The organism is Ruminiclostridium sufflavum DSM 19573 (assembly GCF_003208175.1).
GTDB classification, from domain to species: Bacteria; Bacillota; Clostridia; order Acetivibrionales; family DSM-1351; genus Ruminiclostridium; species Ruminiclostridium sufflavum.
Genome location: NZ_QKMR01000001.1, coordinates 211,290 through 233,726, shown reverse-complemented (window position 1 = coordinate 233,726; position 22,437 = coordinate 211,290). Strand labels below are relative to the sequence as shown.

Genomic DNA, 22,437 nt, shown 5'->3' with positions numbered 1-22,437 from the left:
CACATACGCATTATATAGTGTAGGTGTTTTTTGCGTACATATATATGGAATTGGAAGCTGTATATGCTTATGAATAATTACAGCAGATTAGTTTGAAGGGCTTGAAAACAGAGCTTGTACAAGCATAGTGAATTTTCGGGCTGTGAAAACCTGCGTACCGCCGTGAAAGCTTTGCTAAATTTTTTGCCTGAACGGGGTCGGTATATCTGCAGCTGATATTCTGTAAGCATAAATAGTTTTCAATAAAAAAATTAAGGGGGAAAAAGGGGTATGCAATGTTCAAAAATTTTTAAAAGAGGTGCGGCACTGATATTATCGGCGGCCATGCTTTCAGCTCTTTTACCGTCAGGCTTGGCCAGCGCTGCTGGTATGTCTTCCGGTGAAAAATTTCTGGGGAATATTATTGCTTCCAGTGTTCCTGCTGATTATGACACTTACTGGAATCAGGTAACACCTGAAAATGCCAGTAAGTGGGGATCTGCAGAGCCAAGCAGAGACAGCTTCAATTGGGGAAATGTAGATTTGATTTACAATTACGCGAAAAGCAAAAATATGCCGTTCAAGTTTCATACACTTGTATGGGGAAGTCAGGAGCCAGGCTGGATAGGAGGGCTTTCTCAGGCCGACCAGAAGGCTGAGGTTCTGGAGTGGATTCAGGCTGCAGGAAAAAGGTATCCGGATACACAATTTGTAGATGTTGTTAATGAGCCGCTGCATGCTCCGGCATCCTACAGAAATGCAATCGGAGGAGCCGGCACAACGGGCTGGGATTGGATTATCTGGTCATTCGAGCAGGCAAGGCAGGCTTTCCCTAACAGTAAGCTGCTTATAAATGAATATGGGATAATAAGCGATGTCAATGCAACTAATAATTATCTTACTATTATAAATCTCCTGAAGGCCAGAGGATTGGTGGATGGCATAGGAATACAATGCCATAACTTCAATATGGATACAGTTACCGTAAGCACTATGAATACAGTTCTTAATAAATTATCGGCAACAGGGCTTCCTATATATGTGTCAGAGCTGGATATGACAGGCGATGAAAACACACAGATGCAAAGATATAAGGAAAAATTCCCTGTTTTCTGGGAGAACCCTAATGTTAAGGGTGTAACACTCTGGGGCTATGTTGAAGGGAAAACATGGAGATCCGGTACAGGTATACTGAATTCAAATAATACTGAACGTGCCGCAATGAAGTGGCTCAAGGAATATATGTCTACGCACGGCGGAGAACCGGAGCCTGCTTTTATATACGGAGATCTGAACGGCGACAAGGCAGTGGATGCCATCGATAATGCGCAATTAAAGCAGTACTTGCTTGGGCAGATAAGCGACTTCTCCTCCAAGGACGGAAAGCTTGCCGCTGATCTGGATAAAAGCGGAACAATAGATGCATTGGATCTTGCGATAATGAAGAAATATCTGCTTAAAATAATAACAACACTTCCGGTATAGGCGCTTTTTACAAATAAAATAAATCAATGTTAGGGTATGGTATCAGAAGCATATGTTTTTGATACCATACTTTTTAGGGTTTTAAAGGGAAATGGTATTTCGTTGCTATCTGTAAAAATTAATATGGTATTTTACTGTAAAGATTGGTATCATATGCATTAGTGGTATCCGGCATATACTATAATTCAATTTAAACGGAGGAAATGGCAATGACAGCACCTGAAAAAAAATACAGTAAACGGGTTGATATATATTCTGCGAAACTGGGCATATACACGCGAAAAGGCAGTTCTCTCGGCAATTATAAGCTGTTGGTGTTTTTTTCTGGAATAGCGGCGGCAGTAATTCTCTATATATTTAACCAGCTTATTTTTATGCTGGCCCAGTTGATTGTTTTTACAGCTGCATTTATATATCTTGCTGTTATTCACAATAAAATTATAAAGAGAAAAATATATACTTCAGCTATGCTTCAGATAAATAAAATGTGCTTAAAAAGAATAAACGGAAAATGGACTGAATTTTCCGATACAGGTGAGGAATTCGAAAATCATGAGCACAATTACACATATGATTTAGACATATTCGGGAAAAGCTCACTATTTCAGATGATTAACATGACATCAACATATTCGGGAAGGCATAAGCTGGCTGAATTGCTGTTGAATCCTCTTGATAACAGAAAGGCTATTTCCGAAAGACAGAAGGCTGTGACTGAATTATCAGGAAAGCTTGCTTTCAGGCATAGAATGTTATCGAATGCACTGATATCAAATAAAAATATATCCTTGCTTGAGGATGAAGAAAAAAATAATGAAGGCAGGCAAACAGGCAGTGCCTATGGCAGTAAGAAAAAAAGCAGGACCTTGCTGGACACAATGAATAAACCGGAGGATATATATGGCTGGGCAAAGCAGGAAAACAAGCTTTACAGCTCTGTCGGCTTTAAAATTTTAATTATTGTACTTCCGGCTGTGACAATAATATCACTGATGCTTGCCATAATTGGCGTGGTTTCTGTTTTGCTTCCTGCTGCCGGCTTTATTATTCAGTTTTTGATGCTGGCATATAGAGTGAATTTCAGGAACAAAAGCTTTGAAACGGTGGAAAAGTATGCCAATACATTGAAGGTATACAGTGCGGTTCTAAAGCAATTTGAATCTGAAAGGTTTGAAAGTGCATACATCAATGGTCTGAAAAATTCCCTGAAGGGTAAATCGGAGGAGCCGGCATGGAAGCAGATAGACAGGCTTTCAAAGCTGTGGGAATTGATTGCCAACAGGTATAATTTCCTGCATGCAGTTGTAAATGCAGCCACCTTGTGGGATTTTCACTGCCTGGTAAGCTTGGAAAAATGGAAAATGACCAGCGGCAGATTTGTTGAAGAGTGGTTTGACATAATAGGCGAGATGGAGGCTTTAAGCAGTATGTCTGTTCTCAGTCACGACCATCCAGAGTTTATAATGCCTGAAATAGCAGAAGACCTTAGCTCGGGAATATGTGCCGAGCAGCTGGGACATCCGCTCCTTGACAAAAACAGAAAATGCAATGATATCAGCTTTGACAGCAGGCAGCCCATACTTTTGATTACGGGGTCAAATATGTCCGGGAAAAGTACCTTTCTGAGAACTGTGGGAATAAGCCTCATTCTTTCAAATTTAGGGATGCCTGTTTGTGCAAAAGCTTTTAGCTGCCCTGTTTTAAAGGTGTATGCATGTATGAGAACAAGTGATAATCTCGGACAAAACATATCCTCATTTTATGCGGAGCTATTAAGGGTTAAGATGGTAGTTGAAGCTGTTGACAGGGATGAAAGAGTATTTTTCTTATTGGATGAAATTTTTAAAGGAACTAATTCCGCAGACAGGCATATAGGCGCGAAAATGCTTATTAAACAGCTGGATAAGAAGGCCGCATGGGGGATGGTGTCAACACATGATCTTGAGCTTGCCGATTTGGAGCAGGAGAGCAACGGGCATATAAGGAATTATCACTTTAAGGAATACTATAATGACAATAAAATATACTTTGATTATCTTCTCAGAAGGGGAGTATCAGATACCCGCAATGCTATTTACCTGATGAGGATGGCGGGCGTCAGCGTTGAAGAACAGGAATAGCTCAGAGGCTGAAAATTCAGGTTATGTCGTCAACAGCTTTTAAAATATCAAATTCTATGTTATCATGAAATTGAGTATAAAAGGTTTCGGATGCGGATACTGTCCGATATGATTCCACTTTAGCCGATAGTAATTGGCTTCGATAATTATTTTTACGGTATTTTTCGGTTTTATATAGGATATCCTAGAATATATAAGCCAATTAGGGCAGATATGAATATCGCCTGATATTCTGTCGCCGCGAAGGCTTTCAACCCAAGCTATCGGCCGATATCATCGGTTCTTTAGCCGATAGTAATTGACTTTGGTAAGCAGCATATAATTAAGCAGAGGTAAGATATGATATCTGTAAAAAATGTATTGGAGCTTCCGGCATTGAGAACCCTGAGGATTATCGGCGGACATAACGGGCTTGATAACAGAGTAGGGTATGTGACGGTAATGGAAGTACCTGATATAACTAAATGGCTTCGAGGGAATGATTTTCTGATTACAAGCCTTTATTCCGTACGAAATGATGTAGGCTTGCAATGTCAGCTGATTGAGAAGCTGTCTAAATCCTCCTGCTCATGTATAGCAATAAAAACCGGACAATATGTGAAGGAAATAGCCGATGAACTGGTAAAAACAGCTGATGCCTGTAAAATACCCTTGCTCGAAATACCCTATGATGTTCACTATAATGATATTATTATTTGTGTCATGACGGCTATACTGGAGGATAAGGATGTAAATATCGTCATAGAAAAGTACCTTAAGGATATTATTTTTGATAACTATAACGATGAGAACCTGATGATTGAAAGAGGTCGTTTGCTGGGAGTTTTGGTGGAGGGAAGCTTTTATACCTCCATGAATTTCAGCTTTCCAAGCGGATTTGAACCCTCCCGGGAGGAATCGGACAGCTTGGTGCGGGTTGGCAAGGCTCTTGCACAATATGCCGCTAAGCAAAGTGAAATTTCTCCAAATGGAATGATATCAATGAAAAATGATATTTCGATTATATTTAAAGCATGCAGTGCCGAAGCTGTTTTGAAGGGCCTTTTTTTTATTGAGAAGGAAGCTGAAAAACAGTTGGAATACTATTTAAAGGATATTGATGTTAAAATTGGTTATGGAACTATAGAGAAAAACATAAAAGGTATAAAATATACTTACTTTAATGCCTTAAAGGCTGTTCGCACAGGGTATTTATTCCGGCCGAGAGAAAAGGTATACAATTATGAGGACATAGAAATGTATTGTGTTTTGAATAACCTTTTTAAGGAGGACACAAAAGAATTTTCCGAGAAAATTTTGAAGCCTGTTACGAATAAGGAACTGCTCAGTACACTGAATACTTATTATGAATGTAATGCAAGTATAGAAAAGACGGCGGACAGCCTATACGTTCATAAAAATACAATAAAGTACAGGCTGGAAAGAATTCATGAAATAACGGGCTTGGATATTAAGGATAACAATGATAACTTTAAACTGCATTTGGCTGTTCTGATAGATAAGATTAATCGAAATAACAAGGAATTATGAAAAACAAAGAAACCTTTGGTTTCTTTGTTTTTTTTGACAAATTTCTAAAAAATTTTTTAATTTCAGAGACATAGAAAAAATTTTTTTTAGTTGCTATACTAGTCTGCATATGGAAGGTTAGCGTATGTGATTAGGAGAAAAGCCATGAAAAATTATTTGGATGATACAGCTTATGCAGAATATATTTTTGATAAATTTTACAGTGTGGGAAGTGCGGCAAACGGAGGAGTTACAAGACTCGGCTACTCAAAAGAGGAAGATGAAATGCATGAAATATTTAAAAAGCTTGGAGAAGCCGAGGGACATATATATTCTGAGGATGAGGTCGGAAACTCGTTTCTTTATAATAAAGGACAAAAAGGAGACTGCTATTTAATTGGCTCTCATCTGGATTCTGTTATTGAAGGAGGGAGATATGACGGAGTTGCTGGGATTATTACAGGACTTCTGATTTTACATTGGGCTGAATTGGACAAGCTGAGCCTGCCTATAGCTGTGGGTGCCTTCAGATGTGAGGAATCCAGCAATTTCGGCAGATGTACATTAGGCAGCGGCTTAGTAACAGAAGAGGTTTATAAGCAGGATATAGGAGAGCTTATGTCCGTAGATGGAAGGCTTTTGAAGGATATTTTCAAAGAAAAAAATTATACGCTGCATCCCAAAAAAATTTCCGGAATCAAGGAGTATATAGAGCTGCATATTGAGCAGGGAAAGGTTCTGGAGGAATACAATAATAAAATTGGAATAGTTGAAACAATTGCAGGACCGCGAAGATTTTATTTTCATATAAACGGAATGGCGGAGCATTCGGGAGCAACGCCTATGGATATGAGAAACGATGCCCTGTGCGGAGCTGCCGAATTAATTCTGGAAATTGAGCAGGCAGGAAAAGAAGAGGCTGTATATAAGTCTGTTGCAACGGCAGGGGTTGTACGCAATTATCCTAATGCAATGAATGTAATCCCGGGCGAAGTGCTGCTTGGAGTGGATATTAGAGGAGTTGACGCCTCCAGTCTGGACAGGACGGAAAACAGAATTAAGACTGCTGCAAAAAGGATATGTGAAAACAGAGGTTTAACTTATTTCAGAGAAACAATCAGCAGTATTCCTCCTATAAAAATGACGCAGGAAATGCAGCTTAAGCTGGCGGCGGCAGCAAAGAAGCTTAAGCTGTCACATCGGGTCATGATGAGCGGTGCCGGACATGATGCGATGTCCTTCGCTGAAATCTGTAAAACAGCAATGATTTTTATTCCTTGTGAGAAAGGGATAAGCCACAATAAGAGGGAGTTTACATCAATTCAGAATATTTGTGACGGCGCAAGGGTTATTTACGAATATTTAAAAGGAGAAGCTTATGATTCTGATTAAGGACGGAAGGGTTATAGACCCCAAAAGCAGATTGGATGATAATCTGGATGTAGTAATTCAAGACAACAAAATAGTGAAAATCGGAAAATACCAGAGAAGTGACGAATACGAAGATATTATAGAGGCAAAAGGCTTGATTGTAGCACCGGGCTTGATAGATGTACACGTACATTTCAGAGATCCGGGATTTACCTACAAAGAGAATATTTCTTCAGGAGCAAAGGCTGCCGCCAAGGGGGGAGTTACCACCGTTGTCTGCATGGCAAACACTAATCCTGTTGTTGACAGCACGGAAATATTAAAATATGTTCTGGAGCAAGGGAAAAAAACAGAAATAAATGTCCTCTCAGTCGCAGCGGTTACTAAAGGAATGTCAGGAAAAGAGCTTACAGATATGGACGAGCTTAAAAAAGCGGGGGCTGTTGGTTTTAGCGATGACGGCAAGCCTATATTGGACGAGCCGGTTATTATACAGGCTATGATGGAGGCAAAGCGTTTAAATGTTCCTCTGAGCCTTCATGAAGAGCATCCTTCACTTGTTTTCAATGCCGGAATAAATCAGGGCGCTGTGGCTGAAAAAATGGGAATTAACGGGGCTGCCGCGGCTGCCGAGGATGTTTTGGTTGCACGGGATTGTATGCTGGCCATACACACCGGAGCATGTGTCCATATCCAGCATATCAGTTCAGGGAACAGTGTACGAATGGTGAGACTTGCTAAGGAAATGGGAGCAAGGGTATATGCGGAAGCCACACCGCATCATTTTTCCCTGACAGAAGATTCGGTGCTTCTAAAGGGCAGCTGTGCAAAGGTGAATCCGCCCGTAAGAACAAGAAAAGACAGGTATGAAATCATTGAGGGACTGAAAGACGGTACTATTGATATTATTGCCACAGATCATGCCCCTCACAGTACTCAGGAGAAGGAAAAGGCATTAACGGAAGCACCAAGCGGAATGATAGGATTGGAAACAATGCTGGCGTTAGGAGTTACAGAGCTGGTACGGAAGGGCCACTTATCCATGCTTCAGCTTATTGAAAAGATGACGCTGAATCCTGCCGGGTTATACAGAATGAGCGTAGGAAGTATAGAAGAGGGCGCTGCAGCGGATTTGGTTATTTTTGATGAAAATGAAAAGTGGAAGGTGGATAAATTTGTTTCGAAATCGTGTAATTCACCGTTTATAGGGCAGGAGTTGTACGGTAGGGTAAAATACACTATTTGTAACGGCAGGATAGCATATAAGGATAATTTGCAGAAAAAATATTAGGAGGTATATATGGGGAAAATTATATGGAATAGGCAGCTATCCAAAGATTTCTTCCTGATGAAGGCAGAAGAAAAAAATAATGCTGAAATGGGCCAGTTCTATATGCTGAGAGCATGGGACAAGTTTCCTGTGCTGTCAAGGCCAATAAGCATATTTGACAGGGATGAGGAAAGTGTTGTTTTTTTGTACAAAGCAATAGGAGAAGGAACAGAGAGATTTACAAAGCTGAAGGAGGGTGACGAAATTACTCTGGAAGGCCCTCACGGCAATACCTTTCCTAAAATTGAAGGAAGAATTGCATTGGTAGGCGGAGGAGTAGGAATAGCACCTTTTTATCTGACGGCAAAAACATTAAAGGAATACAATCCGGGAAGTGTAGTGGATGTTTATCTGGGCTTTAGTGATACGGCACTTTTAGAGAAGGAATATAAGGAGGTTGCCGATGAGGTGCATATAAATGTAGGAGGCTATATTATAGAGGATATTGATCCAAACCGGTATGACTATGTGCTGACCTGCGGTCCTATGATTATGATGCGGCTGCTGTACCAAAAATGTAAGGATACAAGGGCAGGGATTTATGTTTCAATGGAAAACAGATTGGCTTGCGGTGTGGGAGCATGTTTGGTTTGCACCTGTAAAACCTCGGGCGGAAATAAAAAGGTCTGTAAGGACGGCCCTGTGTTTCCCGGAGAGGAGGTGTTTGGTATTGAGTAATACGAAGGTGGATTTTGCCGGTGTTGCTTTTAAGAATCCTGTTGTTCTTGCATCAGGAACCTGCGGCTTTGGAAGAGAATTCGGCGGGATATTTGATATAGAAAAATTAGGGGGAATTTCCTCAAAGGGTCTTACACTGTGTGCAAGAGACGGAAATGAAGGAATCAGGATATGGGAGACACCAAGCGGGATAATGAATAGTGTGGGAATGGAGAATCCGGGTGTCCACAGCTTTGCAGAGCAGGATCTGGAATGGATAAACAGCCTTAACCTTGTAAATATTGTGAATGTCGGAGGACATTGCTGTGAGGATTATTTGGAAGCTGTTGAATATTTAAATCAGTTTCTTGTTGATTTTATAGAATTAAATATTTCATGTCCCAATGTAAAATCAGGAGGAATGAATTTCGGCATAAAGACGGAAGTGGCAAGGGAAATAGTACGTGAAGTCCGGAAGCTTTGCAAGCACAGGCTGACAATTAAGCTGTCACCAAATGCGGAGGATATTGTTTCTTTAGCTGAAATGTGCGAAGCAGAAGGAGCTGATGGAATTTCAATGGTAAATACCTTTTTGGCACTGGCAATTGATATAAAGAAGAAAAAACCGGTATTTAATAATGTATATGCAGGCTTGTCCGGTCCCGCAATTAAGCCGGTTGCCCTACGAATGGTAAATCAGGTGGCTAAAAGGGTCCGGATACCGATTATGGGCATGGGAGGAATAGCAAGCTGGATGGATGCAATAGAATTTATTATGGCGGGAGCAACTGTTATTCAGGTCGGAACAGCTTCTTTTATAAAGCCTGATATGGGGCTGGCTATTGCAGAAGGTATACGGAATTATATGGAAAGCAATAAAATATATGACTTAAAAGAGATTAGAGGGATTATATAGTATGCGGGAACAAATAAACTATCGTATAGAGAAGGATTCAATAGGAGAGAAACGGGTGCCGGAGGATGCTTATTATGGCGTACAGTCTCTGCGTGCTTCTGAAAACTTCCCGATTTCAGGAACTGCCATGCATTCGGAGATGATTGTAAGCATAGTAGAAATAAAGAAGACATCAGCTATTACAAACTGCGAATTGGGATTAATAGATAAAAAAATTGCAGAGGCTATTGTAAAGGCTTGTGATGAAGTTATTTCAGGGAAATTCAGAGAGCAGTTTATTGTTGATCAAATACAGGGCGGAGCAGGAACCTCTATTAATATGAATGCCAATGAAGTAGTTGCCAACAGGGCTATCGAGCTTTTAGGAGGGGAAAAGGGAGACTATTCCCTTGTAAATCCTAATGACCATGTAAACTGCGGACAATCCACAAATGATGTTTTCCCTACATGCGGAAGAATGACGGTATATAAATTGCTGAAAAAGCTGGAAATACAATTAAAGCGTCTATATGAGGCCTTGATAAAAAAATCTGCCGAATTTGATGATGTGATTAAGATGGGAAGAACACAGCTGCAGGATGCTGTTCCGATTCGTCTTGGACAGGAATTTAAAGCATATAGTGCCGCGGTTGAAAGAGACATATCCCGTATGCAAAGAGCTAAGGATGAAATGAGGTATGTAAACCTGGGAGGTACTGCTATCGGAACAGGGATAAATGCAGATGAACAGTATATACAGAGGATAGTTCAGAATCTGGCTAAAATTTCCGGCCTTAATCTGATGCAGGCTTTTGACTTGGTAGACGCAACACAGAATCTGGATGGGTATGTGGTTGTTTCAGGTATCATTAAAAGCTGCAGCGTAAATCTGTCAAAAATGGCTAATGATTTAAGGCTTATGTCTTCAGGGCCCAGAACAGGGCTGGGAGAAATCAATCTTCCCCCTAAGCAGAACGGCTCATCAATTATGCCGGGAAAGATAAACCCTGTAATTCCTGAGGTGGTGAATCAGGTTGCCTTTAATGTAATAGGAAATGATTTAACCATTACCATGGCAGCAGAAGCAGGACAATTAGAGCTGAATGCCTTTGAGCCTATAATTTTTTACAAGCTGCTTCAGTCTGTAGAGACAATCACCTATGCCGTTGAAACTCTGGTAGATAACTGCATTGAAGGAATTACAGCAAACAGGGAGCGTTGTAAGTTTTTGGTTGAAAACAGTGTGGGAATTATTACCGCAATTTGCCCGCACGTTGGATATATGAAAGCCGCAGAAATTGCAAAAACAGCCTTGAACACAGGGAAACCAATCCGCACCTTGATTATTGAGGAAGGCCTTTTGAGTGAAGAGCAGCTGGACATAATATTGAATACAGAAGCAATGACAAAGCCGGGGATAACAGGTAAAGCAGCGGTAGGCTAGGCACTAAGAGACAGAGTGGCTTTGTTCTGTAAAACAAAAATCCCGGGCTATTTTTGTTTTACAGAACAGGGACAAATAAGCGTAACTATGCTAATATAAAGTCATAAAAAGATTAAAAATGACAGAATAACGCAATTATTGACAAATGGCTTTCTAAGTGCTATATTTTTTTTATCACAAAAGTGAAATATCATTCCGTGTATCGGAACGGGAGAAATAATATTATGCAGATAATTGACCGTACTTTGAAAGCCTTGACCTTTTTGAGCAATGAGCCAACCGGACTGTCTGTTTCGGAGCTGTCTACAATGCTGGGCATTCCGGCGAGTTCTACTCATAGAATTTTAACCGGCTTAAAAGAAAATCATTTTATTATACAGGATGGAGACACTAAAAAATATAAAGTCAGTTATAAATTATTTACGTTATGCTCACAAATAACAAAAAACAGCAGTTTAGTTTCCAGCGCTAAATCGGTTATGAAGAAGCTGGCTAAGAAGCTGGATAAAACAATCGTTTTGTGTGTTATGGAAAATAGCCATATTATTTGTATTGATTATATAGAAAATAAAGATACCTCAATGTACATGGTTAAGATAGGATATGAAATGCCATTGCATGTGACTTCTGCCGGCAAAGTGTTCAGTGCCTTTATGGATAGAAAAGCCGCAGAGCAGGAATTAAGCAAGACATCGATGGAAGCGGCTACACCCTATACGAAAACCAGCTTGGAGGAATTATACAGAGAGCTGGATGAAATTAAGAAAGACGGATATGCGATATGTGACGAAGAGCTGCAGCTCGGGATTCAAGGAATAGCATGTCCGATATTTGACATGAATAATAATGTAGTCGCAACAATTTCATTTGCGGCATTAAAAAGAGAGCATTATATTACGGAAAAAACCATTTCAGAATTAAAAAGCAGTGCTTCAGAAATCTCAAGACTCATTGGCTGAGAAGAATGCATTATTCAAGGGGGACGATCATGAGCGATTATAGTGTGGTTTTAAAGGATTTAAATAAGGTTTATAACAATTTGTTAAAAGATGATACTGTGGCTTTAAAAGATGTAAATTTGGAAATAGGGCAGAGTGAATTTATTTCCATAATAGGTCCGTCCGGATGTGGCAAATCAACCTTGTTAAAAATTATTGGCAATCTGGACAAGGCTACCAGCGGAGAAATTTTATATAAGGATGGTGTTAATCAGCAGCTGGGCTTTGTTTTTCAGGATTCTGTCCTGCTGCCATGGAAAAATGTCAGAGAAAATGCAGAATTTCCGCTTGTAATCCAGAAGAAGCAAACAAAAGAAAACGAGGAGAAGCTGGATGAGCTGCTGGAGCTGGCAGGCCTGACAGAGTTCAAAACCGCTCTTCCAAGGGAGCTGTCAGGAGGAATGAAGCAGAGAGTTTCTATCGTAAGAGCCCTTTCCTATGATGCGCCGCTGCTGTTAATGGATGAGCCTTTTGGTGCTTTGGATGCATTGACAAGGGATCATTTAAATGAGGAATTGTTAAAAATTTGGCAAAAAACAAAGAAAACAATTATTTTTGTTACCCATAGTATTGAAGAGGCTGTTTTTTTATCTGACAGAGTTGTAGTAATGTCACCGAGACCCGGAAGAATTAAGGAGATTGTTAGTATCGATCTGCCTCGTCCTCGCGGAGAGGTTACAAGAAATGATCCTAAATTCAGTGAATACAACAAGTATTTAAGGGGGATTATTGGATGAGAAAGAGCGGTAAGATGACTAAAACCCTCAGAGGAGTTTCTGAATATGTATTATCCGTCGGAATATTTACTGTAATCTGGTATTTATATGTAGCTATAAAGGATGTTCCTGCCTATGTTCTGCCCAGTCCGGGCAAGGTAGGGAAAGGCCTTTTGGACTTGTTTTCGGGCGGAACCATCTGGGCGCACTTGGGGACTACCACATTTGAAGTTATTTTAGGCTTTTTGGCAGGAGCTTTTCTTGGTGTTGTGCTGGGATATATTTTTATGAAGGTGGATTTCTTGAAAACAGCTTTAATGCCTTATTTGATATTTGCACAAACTGCTCCGAAAATAGCGTTGGTTCCTCTGTTTGTTGTCTGGTTCGGTATCGGACTTGTTTCCAAGATTATATTGATTATTTCCATGGTGCTTTTCCCTGTTTTGTCAGGTACCATGCTTGGTATGGATTCAATCCCCAAGGATGTCAGGAACCTTATGAAGGTATTAAAGGCTTCTAAATGGCAGGTTTTTTCCAAGATTGAATTGCTGTACTCATTACCGTCACTGTTTTCCAGCTTCAAGGTTGCAATTGTACAGGCTGTAATAGGAGCCATCGTTGCCGAATGGATGTCCGGAAAGCAAGGCCTTGGATATATACTGACCTTTGCTTCTTCAACCTATAACACCCCGATGCTTTTAGCGGGAATAATCGTAACAATTATTCTTGGGATTGTTACTTATGAAATTATTAATATTCTGGAAAATAAAGCCTTGTACTGGCATGAATCAAAGAAGATATAGGAGGCCTTTAAGTGAATTATACATCAGCAGCAGCGCCGAAATATGATGGAAAGGTGCCTCATTTAAGGTGCGGCAGGGAAGATATAGGTGAGATTATTTTATTGCCCGGTGACCCGGGACGCATTAAGATGTTTGAGGACTTGTTTGATGATTTTAAGGTTTTAAGCACAAACAGGGAATTTACCATAGCTACAGGTTATTATAAGGGCTTGAAGATTTCTGTCTGTTCTACCGGTATTGGAGCCCCATCTACAGAAATTGCGGTATTGGAGCTTATTTCTCTGGGAGCCAGGGCTCTTATACGTATCGGAGGTACGGGAACTATAAAGGAAGAAATAGACTGTGAGGATATGATTTTAAATACCGGCGCAATGAGGCTGGGAGGAGCTTCGACATTTTATGCCCCGCAGGAATATCCTGCGATTGCATCCTTTGAAGTGGTGGACTCCTTGAAAAGAGCTTGTGAAAAGAATGAGCATAAATATCATATGGGGATTTGTGCATCAGTAGGTTCCTTTTATCATGGACAGGGCAGAGAAGTACCCTTTGAATTGAATTATGACGGAACAAAGGTATTGAAGGAATATAGCCGGCTTGGCATTTTGAATTTTGAAATGGAAGCGGAAACGATATTTACCTTATCATCTATTTATGGTGTTTTAGCAGGGAGCATATGCACGGTTCATTGCAACAGAATAACTGACAGGTGGCTGATTGATAATGAAAAGGCCCAGAAGAAGATGTGTGAAACAGCTCTTTTGGGAGCACTCAATCTGAATAATTTATATTTAAACAAATTATAATGAAACATTATAATATAAATTAATTAAAAGGAGACAAAACTATGAAAAAGACGAGATTTTTATCATTTGTGTTATCCGCAGTTTTTGTAGCATCAATGGTGGCTGGATGCGGAACTCAGAATAATGCAGCGACAGACACTACAGCAGCTGTATCAACTGCCGGCGAAACAACTGCTCAAGATACGAAAAGCAAAGATTTGACAACAGTATCAATACAAATTGACGGCTCGGCGGTTCCCTACTATTCCCCGCTGTATATTGCACAGGAAAAAGGGTATTTTGCTGATGAAGGTCTTAATGTAGAATTCTATTATGCAGCAGCAGCGGATATTGTGAAAAATGTGGCGGCAGGCAATGTTGAATTTGGATTTCCGAATGCAGATGCAGTAGTTGCGGCAAAAGCTCAGGGTATTCCGGTAAAGGTAGTTCATACCACATATCAGGAAGGCTTGGGAGCTATAATATTTAACAGCGATTCGGGAATTAAGACACCGGCTGATTTAAAGAACAAGAAGGTTGCGGTAACAAGTCTTGGAAGTGCGAATTATTTCCAGCTGCAGGCAGCCTTGAAAGACTCAGGACTCACAATAGAAGATGTAAAGGTTGAGGTAATAGGCACAGGTGCTATTTTAAATGCATTAACCTCCGGTCAGGTGGATGCGATTGTATTTTCAAAGCTTAGAACAATAGAGCTTAATAATTCGGGCTACAAGGTAAGTGAAATACCATGCGATCAGTTCCTGCCTTCCTTCGGAAATGTTTTGGTATCAAGTGATAAGTTGACCAGCGAAAAGCCGGAAGTTATCGAAGGCTTTAGAAAGGCTCTTTCAAAGGGTATAGAATATATTGCTGCCGGTAACGGAAATGTTGAGGAAGCGGTAGATTACTCTATTAAGACTTATGCTCCTACCTTTGCAGAAAAAAGAGATGTAGTAATTAAAATATTAAATGAAGTATTTATTCCGACATTATGGCAAAGCGATTATACAAAAGCGAACGGAATCGGAGCATCAAATATTGAAAAATGGCAGGCATTAATTGATTCCTCAAAAGAAACCGGAACAATCAGCGAATCCTTTGATGCAAAAGACTTGATTTATAAATAATTTTGTTTGACAAGTATCAGAAAGAGGAGCTTCTTAAACGGGCTTCCTCCTTCTGAAAAATATGAGGTGAAATATGGTATATCAAAAGTATAGAAGGATTTTACTGCCGGTTCTGCTGTTTCCTATCCTGATTATTATATGGGAGCTTTATATAAGAATATTTGAGGTGCCGAATTATTTGCTTCCAAGGCCTTTGGAGCTGGCAGGGAGCATGGTTGATTTGTTTGCCACCGGAGGCGTAGGTAAGCATATTATAGTAACTATGAAAGAAATTCTGATAGGAACGGTTGCCGGCATAGCCATTGGATTGGTTATGGGATATATAATGGCAAAAATCAAATTTATTGAGCGGCTAATTATGCCATTTGTAATTATAATACAAACTGCACCTAAAATTTCTTTAGCACCGCTGTTCATTCTGTGGATGGGACTTGGAATAGAATCAAAGGTGGCTCTGGTTATTTTAGTAGTATCCTTTCCTATTATGATTAATCAAGTATCGGCTCTTCGCTCCATAGAAGAGAATGTTTATAATTTATTGCATGTGTTTAAAGCTACAAAATTGCAAATATTTATGCATGTTGAGCTTCCGTATTCAGTAGAGATGCTGCTTTCAGGTGTTAAGCTGGCGCTCACACAGGCTATGACAGGAGCTGTAATAGGTGAGATGATAGGTGCAAAGGCAGGTCTTGGATATTTGCTTACACTGGGAAGTGAAACCTATGATATAAGGATGATACTGAATGCAGTAATTCTATTAAGTGCTATAGGCTTGACCTTATATTTATTATCAGAGTTTGTAGAAAGAAAAGCACTGTATTGGAAGGAACTGGATAAGTCTGTAATCGGCTGATGGTGAAGGTATATGTTAGATTTTGATATGCTGTATATATGCTTCCGTATTAGTTTTTCCTGAAATATTTAAATAATAAGAGGCAGCCATAGATAGTGTTTAAAACATTATTTATGGCTGTCCCTTTATGTTTTTAATTATTTTTTATGCGGCTTTGAATTCAAAGAATATTCTGTTTTTTTTAGACGAATTATAATATGAATAACTCAACTTTCAGCTCCAATATTTGAGTGGGAAAGTTGAGTGAATAATTAAAATTATATTACTAAGCTGTTTTTTAGGCAAAATGCGATATAAATATTCCAGCCATTCTGATATAATATTTTAAGTGATTATTAAAATCCAGATTATGGTCAAAAATAGTAGAGTAATAAATAAAATGGAGATACAGAGATGAGAACAAGGAAATCAAAGAAAAATAGTTTGCTTCCCGCATTGGTAGTGTTTACGGTAATATTGCTGCTGGTATTTACAGCGCTGGTTCTGATGTATTTCGGAAAGATTCCGGGTATTAAGGCCATGGATGCCAAACGGTCTGATATATCTGCATCAACGGCAGCGGCTACAAATACCGCTGCGGAGTCGAAGCAGCCGCCGGATAATACCGGGGAGCCTGAAAAGGAGCCTGCTGAAAGTACAAATCCTGACGAGCTTCTCATATCGTGGCAAAACCCTGAGAGCTTTGCGGCGAAAAAAATAATGAGTGACGGATCAGTAAGGAAATCATATAATGACGGTTCAAGCATCCAGTTTTGGGCTATGGTTAACAATAAGACTGCAAAGGGCTACAAAGCTCCGTACAACATGGCTTTTGGCTCGCCGGATATGTATTCCGAGCTTGAAGGAGTTACTACCTTCCGGGGAAATAATTTTAGGAATGCCCCTTCATGGGGAAGCTGCAATGTGAAGGAGAAGAAACTCGAAATAGTATGGACTCATGATATCGGCGCTGTTTCAGGGGTGGGCAGCTACTGGCCGGGCGCAGGCTGGACAGGTCAGCCGCTTCTTGTTCATTGGTCTGAGGAAGTGAGAAAGCTAATGAACATAAATGAGGATTTAAAGGCTAAGGACCTTGTGGAGGTTATTTATCCGGTATTTGACGGAAAGGTTTACTTCCTTGATTTAGAAACCGGAAGGGCTTCAAGGCCTGAAATTAATATAGGCTTTACCACTAAGGGGACAGGAATGGTTGACCCTAGAGGCTATCCGCTATTCTACTCGGGACAGGGGCTTAACGAGAACAACGGGAAAAAGGGTGCTTTTAAATACAGAATTTTTAACCTGATAAATCAAAAGGAAGTATTTTCACTGCAGGGAAGTGACTCCGTTGCCTTCAGGTCATGGGGGGCAAATGATTCCTCGGCATTGCTTAACAGATATACCGATACACTGATTAATTGCGGTGAAAACGGATTGGTATACAAGGTTAAGTTAAATACAAAATTTGATAAAGGGGCAGGAAGCATATCTATTGACCCGGATGTAACAAAATATCGTTATAAGAGCAGTTACAGCGCTAATCAGGGAATAGAAAACTCACCGGCATTTTACAGGAACCTTATGTATTTTGCAGATAACGGCGGAACGATACAGTGCCTTGATATAAATACTCTTGAGCCGGTATGGATATATAAATCTGATGACGATACTGACAGTACCATTACGTTGGAGGAAACTGCCGACGGTGTGTTTTTATATACTGCAAATGAAATTGACAAGAGAGGCAAGGCGGGAGCAAGAGCAAATTGCAATATCCGCAAGCTTAATGCTCTTACCGGTGAGCTGATATGGCAGAGAGATTATTCATGCGCATATCAGGACTACATTAACGGAGGTGCGTTAGCGACTCCTGTTGTTGGTAAAAATGATATAAGCGATATGGTCATATTTAATATTGCATTAACAGGCACTACTAATGACGGTACGCTTGTTGCAATCGACAAAAGGACGGGGAAAGAGGTCTGGAACAGACACCTTAAAGCATACAGCTGGAGTTCCCCTGTTGACTTTTTATCAGATGACGGCAAGACATACCTGATTTTATGTGACTTTTTAGGTGACATGCACTTGATTGATCCCAAGACAGGACAGGATATGGATGTAATTTCTGTTGGGGGAAATGTTGAAGCATCTCCTGCGGTTTATAATGATATGGCGGTAGTGGGGACTTATGCAAAAAAGGTGTATGGTGTTAGAATTAAATAGTTTGTGCCGGGAATCCGGCGAGAATATCAGCTTTAGGCTATAAAAAGCATTTTGCTGAAAGCATTTTTGCTATGTTATTAAAAGGAGGCGATAAGTCCATGCCGGCATTATATGTATTTTATGCCGGAATATGGAGCATGGACGTACTTATGAGAAGAAGCAGAAGGAAAGTAACAAACAGATTAAAGGTTATATTGATAATTTTATGCTTTTCCGTAATAGCTACAGGATTATGGATTGGACTGAACAACTGGCTTAATTCTCCGGGAAAAAGCAGCCAGACATCAGGTACTGCTGCCGGTGCAGGTATTTCAACCGCAGATGAAGAGCCAGAGCAGGCTCCGGTTGCGGATCCGATTCCAGCAGAATTGACAGATCCTGAAAAGCTGAAGTCATCTTGGACAGAGGAATCTACTTTTGACGGAGCAAAGGCATTTTCTGATTTTGCCATTGAAAATAAGCTTCCAAACGGTGCAAGCATGCTGTCATGGATATTCAGATATAATACTCCGCTGAAGGCTTTTACTCCAAATAAAAAGGATAAGATCGAGTTCGGAGCAGGGAGCGAATATTCGGAGCTCGAGGGTGTGACTGCCTTCAGGGGAAACAACTACAGGGACAATGCTTCGTTCGGTACAAGAACAGTTTCACAAAAGAAGCTGGAAATTGTATGGGAAAAGGAGGGACTTGGCGCGATTTCCGCTCACAACAGTTATTGGCCGGGAACCGGTTGGACGGGACAGCCTCTTTTGGTTCATTGGTCAGAGGATGTACGAAAGCTGATGAACATAAATTCCGAAATGAAGGCGAAGGATTTGGTGGAAGTAATATATCCTGCCCTTGACGGCAATATATATTTCCTTGACCTTGAAACGGGCAAGCCCACAAGAAACAAAATTGAAATAGGATACCCCATAAAGGGTACTGCAATGGTTGATCCAAGAGGATATCCGGTTTTGTATACAGGTATGGGGATAAATGAAAACAATGGCAAGTTTACAGAATATAAATACAGGATTATAAATCTTCTTGACCAAAAAGAGATATATACCTTGTTCGGAAGGGATGAAGCGGCTTTCAGAGGCTGGGGTGCAAATGACGGCTCCGCACTTTTGGATAAAAAGACAGATACTCTGCTTAATTGCGGTGAAAATGGCTTAGTATACAGAGTGAAGCTCAATACCAAATTTGATAAGGAAGCCGGAACCTTGACAATGGCTCCTCAAATAACAAAATACCGCTACAGAAGCCCGTATAATGATGAACAGGGCATAGAAAATTCGCCTGCCGTATATAAGAATTATATGTATTTCAACGATAACGGCGGTACAATGCAGTGTATTGATTTAAACACATTAAAGCCCGTTTGGATATATGAAACCGGAGATGATACTGATGCCACTACGATTGTAGAGGAGACAGAAAAGGGAGTATTCCTGTATACTGCGAATCAGGTGGATAAACGGGGAGAAGACGGAAAAAATCCTTATGCGGATTGCAATATCAGAAAATTTAATGCTCTTACGGGAGAATTAATATGGCAAAAGGACTATCAATGTGTTTATAATTATTATATAAACGGAGGTGCAATTGGAACACCTGTTTTAGGCAAGGATGACATAAGCAATATGGTGATTTTCAATATTTGCTTTACAGGTTCAAACAGTGACGGGACTATGGTTGCTCTTGATAAAAACACAGGTGAGGAGATATGGAAGAAGAAGCTGGCATCATACAGCTGGTGTTCTCCTGTTGATTTCAAAAGCTCTGATGGAAAGACTTACATGGTCTATACGGATTTTGCGGGATATATGCATCTTGTAGACCCTATGAACGGAAAAACACTGGACTCTGTATCTCTGGGGCAGAACGTTGAGTCCTCACCGGCAATTTACAATGACACTATTGTTGTAGGAAGCTATGCCAGAAAAATATTCGGAGTAAAAGTCAGATAAAAAGTTTCCAAATGTTATCAGACATATTTGCCGGCATCTGAGTATCATGTAAATACAGGGCAGCTTAAAATATGATTATTTTATCTGCTTTTAGATGTATATGCTTTTGCCATTTATTATAAAGGTCTTGGTGTGGCTGGGCTGCATATATGCTTAGCAAAAATGAGGAGATAGAATACATGAGAATTCTTAGAGGAATTTTAAGCTGGTTTATAACTATAATAATAGCAGTAGTTGTGGCATTATTTATAATTGTTTTTTTGTTTCAGCCCACAAGTGTCAGCGGGTCTTCAATGGAAAATACTCTGCATGACAAAAATAAAATAATCATTAATAAAACTCAGAACATATTTCATGGTGAACCTGATTATGAGGATATAGTTATAATTGACAGCAGGGTGAACAGAAAAAGAACGCTTCTGGACAGTATTTCAGATCCTTTGAGATATAATGTTTTTGTTACAAGGGTTACGGGTAACATAGATGAAATATTCTGGGTCAAAAGAGTTATCGGAAAAGAAGGAGATATACTTGAGTTTAAAAATGGAAGGGTAGTCAGAAACGGTGTTGAATTAAAGGAAGATTATATTAAGGAACCTATGCTTTACGAATCGGATAAAAAGGTGACTGTTCCTGAGAAAAGTATATTTGTAATGGGTGACAACAGAAATAACAGTTCCGACAGCCGGGTTATAGGCTGTGTGCCATTAGATCATGTTGTCGGCAAGTATATGATAAAAATAGGCTTCTAGGAGAAGAGATAATTTATGAAAGCATTATCTTTATATAAAAAAAAGTACTGTGTTGAATATGGTGATTCAGATTATTACAAGAGCTTGAAGCTCAGTTCTTTATTCAACTATATTCAATATGTTGCAAGCCTGCATTCAAAAAATTTAGGAGCAGGTATAGACGATATTGAGAAGGAACATGGCCTTGCATGGGTCATGGTGCGTATTTTACTCAATATCGACAGGATGCCTGTGTGGAATGAGGAAATATATATTGAAACATGGCCTGTAGAACCTAAAAAAATGGAGTTCGAAAGAGATTTTTGTGTCAGGGACAAGGAAGGAAAGGCTTTGATAAAAGCAATATCAAGCTGGGTTCTGCTTGACATTGACAAACGCGAGATAGTGAAGTCTGAGTCAGTTAATATTGACTTTCCTCCTTTTATTGGGGAAAGGGCTGTTAACAAACGTATGAGCAAGATAAAATCAAATGGGGAATTAATGTTTGTATACAGCAGGAAAATAAGTTATAGTGATATTGATATAAACGGGCATTTAAACAATTCAAGATATATAGATTTTATAGCGGATTGTTTTCCTATTGATAAGCATTGTATGTATGCAGTTGAAGAGATGCAGGTCAATTATATCAATGAAGCACTTGCAGGAGACACAATTGCTTTGTATAAAGATATTTCTCAGTTTGATACGGGGAATATCTATGTTGAAGGTGTTAATGAAGAAAGAGATAAAGTGTTTTTTAAAGCCTGTATTAAATTAAGGAGGTTATATGAATAAGGTTAATAAACTTAAAGTGATAGTTGGAGTGTTATTTGGATTTATGGTTATACTTGTAGTTTTGCTGGTATATGCCAAAACCATATATACAAAAAATATTGATACTTCTGCAGCAACCAATTCTGCCGCGGATCAGTCACCGGGCTCTGCTTCGCAGCAGGGGGGGAACAGTGACTCAGAGGGAACTGTTGATTTAAAGCTTTATTTTTATGATGCGGATGATTATGACAATCCAAAGGAAGTAACTACGGTAAAGGTTGCCAAGAAATTATATCAGGAGGATATTACCGGTGCTATAAATGAAGTTTTAGCAGCGACACCGTTAAAAATAAATAAGGCTGTTCTGAACGGAAAGCTGATTACAGTTGATTTGTCGAAGGAAATAGCACTCAAGTTCAACAGCGGAAGTGCCGGAGGTATAACGTATACTAATATTTTAGCAATGACAGTATTAAATTTGCCTGATATTGAGGAAATGGAGGTTACTGTTGACGGGACAGCGGGTATTGAGGCAGATCATTTTAGCTTTAACGGTAAATTTATAAAAGATGATCAGGGGAAAAAGTATAAATTTATTGAATCTGATAAACTAAGCAAAGAATTAGATTTCTAATATTAAGAGAAACATAAACAAGGGCTGCTGCAGACAGAACAGGTAATATAAAATGCAGTAGCCCTT

At 39.7% G+C, this 22,437-nt stretch carries 19 protein-coding genes; all 19 read left to right on the top strand.

The features are described 5' to 3' along the window. Nucleotides 1–270: 270 nt before the first annotated feature. The 19 genes from LY28_RS00960 (at nt 271) to LY28_RS00870 (ending at nt 22,371) form a co-directional block, all read left to right on the top strand. Complete coding sequence (locus LY28_RS00960) at nt 271–1,464, top strand: endo-1,4-beta-xylanase (protein WP_110460393.1); 1,194 nt, start codon at nt 271–273, stop codon at nt 1,462–1,464. Between the two features lie 209 nt (nt 1,465–1,673). Continuing rightward, nucleotides 1,674–3,584, top strand: a complete 1,911-nt coding sequence (locus tag LY28_RS00955) for a MutS family DNA mismatch repair protein (RefSeq protein ID WP_110460288.1) — start codon at nt 1,674–1,676, stop codon at nt 3,582–3,584. Nucleotides 3,585–3,923: 339 nt separating this feature from the next. Next, a complete protein-coding gene (locus LY28_RS00950; protein ID WP_110460287.1) occupies nt 3,924–5,114 on the top strand; it encodes a PucR family transcriptional regulator in 1,191 nt (396 codons plus the stop codon). 144 nt (nt 5,115–5,258) lie between these two features. Next, nucleotides 5,259–6,485 (top strand): hydantoinase/carbamoylase family amidase, encoded by a 1,227-nt coding sequence (locus LY28_RS00945; RefSeq protein WP_110460286.1) that lies wholly within the window; start codon nt 5,259–5,261, stop codon nt 6,483–6,485. Next, the gene (locus LY28_RS00940) at nt 6,472–7,755 is read left to right on the top strand and encodes a dihydroorotase (protein WP_110460285.1); all 1,284 of its coding nucleotides are present in this window, start codon (nt 6,472–6,474) and stop codon (nt 7,753–7,755) included. The genes LY28_RS00945 and LY28_RS00940 overlap by 14 nt, the downstream gene beginning before the upstream one ends. 9 nt (nt 7,756–7,764) lie before the next feature. Further along, nucleotides 7,765–8,472, top strand: a complete 708-nt coding sequence (locus tag LY28_RS19440) for a dihydroorotate dehydrogenase electron transfer subunit (protein ID WP_110460284.1) — start codon at nt 7,765–7,767, stop codon at nt 8,470–8,472. Then, complete coding sequence (locus LY28_RS00930) at nt 8,465–9,367, top strand: dihydroorotate dehydrogenase (RefSeq protein ID WP_242981111.1); 903 nt, start codon at nt 8,465–8,467, stop codon at nt 9,365–9,367. Before LY28_RS19440 ends, LY28_RS00930 begins: the two co-directional genes overlap by 8 nt. A 1-nt stretch (nt 9,368) precedes the next feature. Beyond that, nucleotides 9,369–10,790 carry an aspartate ammonia-lyase gene (locus LY28_RS00925; RefSeq protein ID WP_110460282.1) on the top strand — a complete coding sequence of 474 codons (1,422 nt, stop codon included), beginning with the start codon at nt 9,369–9,371 and terminating at the stop codon, nt 10,788–10,790. A 224-nt stretch (nt 10,791–11,014) separates the two neighbouring features. Beyond that, on the top strand, nt 11,015–11,749 hold the full coding sequence (locus LY28_RS00920) for an IclR family transcriptional regulator (protein ID WP_110460281.1): 735 nt from the start codon (nt 11,015–11,017) through the stop codon (nt 11,747–11,749). A 29-nt stretch (nt 11,750–11,778) separates the two neighbouring features. After that, complete coding sequence (locus LY28_RS00915) at nt 11,779–12,525, top strand: ABC transporter ATP-binding protein (protein WP_110460280.1); 747 nt, start codon at nt 11,779–11,781, stop codon at nt 12,523–12,525. Continuing rightward, the gene (locus LY28_RS00910; RefSeq protein ID WP_110460279.1) at nt 12,522–13,307 is read left to right on the top strand and encodes an ABC transporter permease; all 786 of its coding nucleotides are present in this window, start codon (nt 12,522–12,524) and stop codon (nt 13,305–13,307) included. Before LY28_RS00915 ends, LY28_RS00910 begins: the two co-directional genes overlap by 4 nt. 11 nt (nt 13,308–13,318) lie before the next feature. Continuing rightward, complete coding sequence (locus LY28_RS00905) at nt 13,319–14,110, top strand: nucleoside phosphorylase (protein ID WP_110460278.1); 792 nt, start codon at nt 13,319–13,321, stop codon at nt 14,108–14,110. A 41-nt stretch (nt 14,111–14,151) separates the two neighbouring features. Further along, entirely contained in the window at nt 14,152–15,216 is a 1,065-nt protein-coding gene (locus LY28_RS00900; RefSeq protein WP_110460277.1) for an ABC transporter substrate-binding protein, read from the top strand. Nucleotides 15,217–15,289: 73 nt separating this feature from the next. Next, complete coding sequence (locus LY28_RS00895; protein WP_110460276.1) at nt 15,290–16,069, top strand: ABC transporter permease; 780 nt, start codon at nt 15,290–15,292, stop codon at nt 16,067–16,069. A 393-nt stretch (nt 16,070–16,462) separates the two neighbouring features. Then, nucleotides 16,463–18,274, top strand: a complete 1,812-nt coding sequence (locus tag LY28_RS00890) for an outer membrane protein assembly factor BamB family protein (RefSeq protein ID WP_110460275.1) — start codon at nt 16,463–16,465, stop codon at nt 18,272–18,274. Nucleotides 18,275–18,423: 149 nt separating this feature from the next. After that, nucleotides 18,424–20,229, top strand: a complete 1,806-nt coding sequence (locus LY28_RS00885; protein WP_110460392.1) for an outer membrane protein assembly factor BamB family protein — start codon at nt 18,424–18,426, stop codon at nt 20,227–20,229. Nucleotides 20,230–20,408: 179 nt separating this feature from the next. Further along, nucleotides 20,409–20,981 (top strand): signal peptidase I, encoded by a 573-nt coding sequence (gene lepB / locus LY28_RS00880; protein WP_110460274.1) that lies wholly within the window; start codon nt 20,409–20,411, stop codon nt 20,979–20,981. Nucleotides 20,982–20,996: 15 nt separating this feature from the next. Further along, nucleotides 20,997–21,758 (top strand): acyl-[acyl-carrier-protein] thioesterase, encoded by a 762-nt coding sequence (locus LY28_RS00875; protein ID WP_110460273.1) that lies wholly within the window; start codon nt 20,997–20,999, stop codon nt 21,756–21,758. Next, complete coding sequence (locus LY28_RS00870) at nt 21,751–22,371, top strand: GerMN domain-containing protein (RefSeq protein ID WP_110460272.1); 621 nt, start codon at nt 21,751–21,753, stop codon at nt 22,369–22,371. Before LY28_RS00875 ends, LY28_RS00870 begins: the two co-directional genes overlap by 8 nt. Nucleotides 22,372–22,437 lie beyond the last annotated feature (66 nt).

Coding starts and splice junctions, on each gene's coding strand:
- LY28_RS00960 (WP_110460393.1), top strand. CDS start 271: ATGCAATGTTCAAAAATTTTTAAAAGAGGTGCGGCACTGATATTATCG.
- LY28_RS00955 (WP_110460288.1), top strand. CDS start 1,674: ATGACAGCACCTGAAAAAAAATACAGTAAACGGGTTGATATATATTCT.
- LY28_RS00950 (WP_110460287.1), top strand. CDS start 3,924: ATGATATCTGTAAAAAATGTATTGGAGCTTCCGGCATTGAGAACCCTG.
- LY28_RS00945 (WP_110460286.1), top strand. CDS start 5,259: ATGAAAAATTATTTGGATGATACAGCTTATGCAGAATATATTTTTGAT.
- LY28_RS00940 (WP_110460285.1), top strand. CDS start 6,472: ATGATTCTGATTAAGGACGGAAGGGTTATAGACCCCAAAAGCAGATTG.
- LY28_RS19440 (WP_110460284.1), top strand. CDS start 7,765: ATGGGGAAAATTATATGGAATAGGCAGCTATCCAAAGATTTCTTCCTG.
- LY28_RS00925 (WP_110460282.1), top strand. CDS start 9,369: ATGCGGGAACAAATAAACTATCGTATAGAGAAGGATTCAATAGGAGAG.
- LY28_RS00920 (WP_110460281.1), top strand. CDS start 11,015: ATGCAGATAATTGACCGTACTTTGAAAGCCTTGACCTTTTTGAGCAAT.
- LY28_RS00915 (WP_110460280.1), top strand. CDS start 11,779: ATGAGCGATTATAGTGTGGTTTTAAAGGATTTAAATAAGGTTTATAAC.
- LY28_RS00910 (WP_110460279.1), top strand. CDS start 12,522: ATGAGAAAGAGCGGTAAGATGACTAAAACCCTCAGAGGAGTTTCTGAA.
- LY28_RS00900 (WP_110460277.1), top strand. CDS start 14,152: ATGAAAAAGACGAGATTTTTATCATTTGTGTTATCCGCAGTTTTTGTA.
- LY28_RS00895 (WP_110460276.1), top strand. CDS start 15,290: ATGGTATATCAAAAGTATAGAAGGATTTTACTGCCGGTTCTGCTGTTT.
- LY28_RS00890 (WP_110460275.1), top strand. CDS start 16,463: ATGAGAACAAGGAAATCAAAGAAAAATAGTTTGCTTCCCGCATTGGTA.
- LY28_RS00885 (WP_110460392.1), top strand. CDS start 18,424: ATGAGAAGAAGCAGAAGGAAAGTAACAAACAGATTAAAGGTTATATTG.
- lepB (WP_110460274.1), top strand. CDS start 20,409: ATGAGAATTCTTAGAGGAATTTTAAGCTGGTTTATAACTATAATAATA.
- LY28_RS00875 (WP_110460273.1), top strand. CDS start 20,997: ATGAAAGCATTATCTTTATATAAAAAAAAGTACTGTGTTGAATATGGT.
- LY28_RS00870 (WP_110460272.1), top strand. CDS start 21,751: ATGAATAAGGTTAATAAACTTAAAGTGATAGTTGGAGTGTTATTTGGA.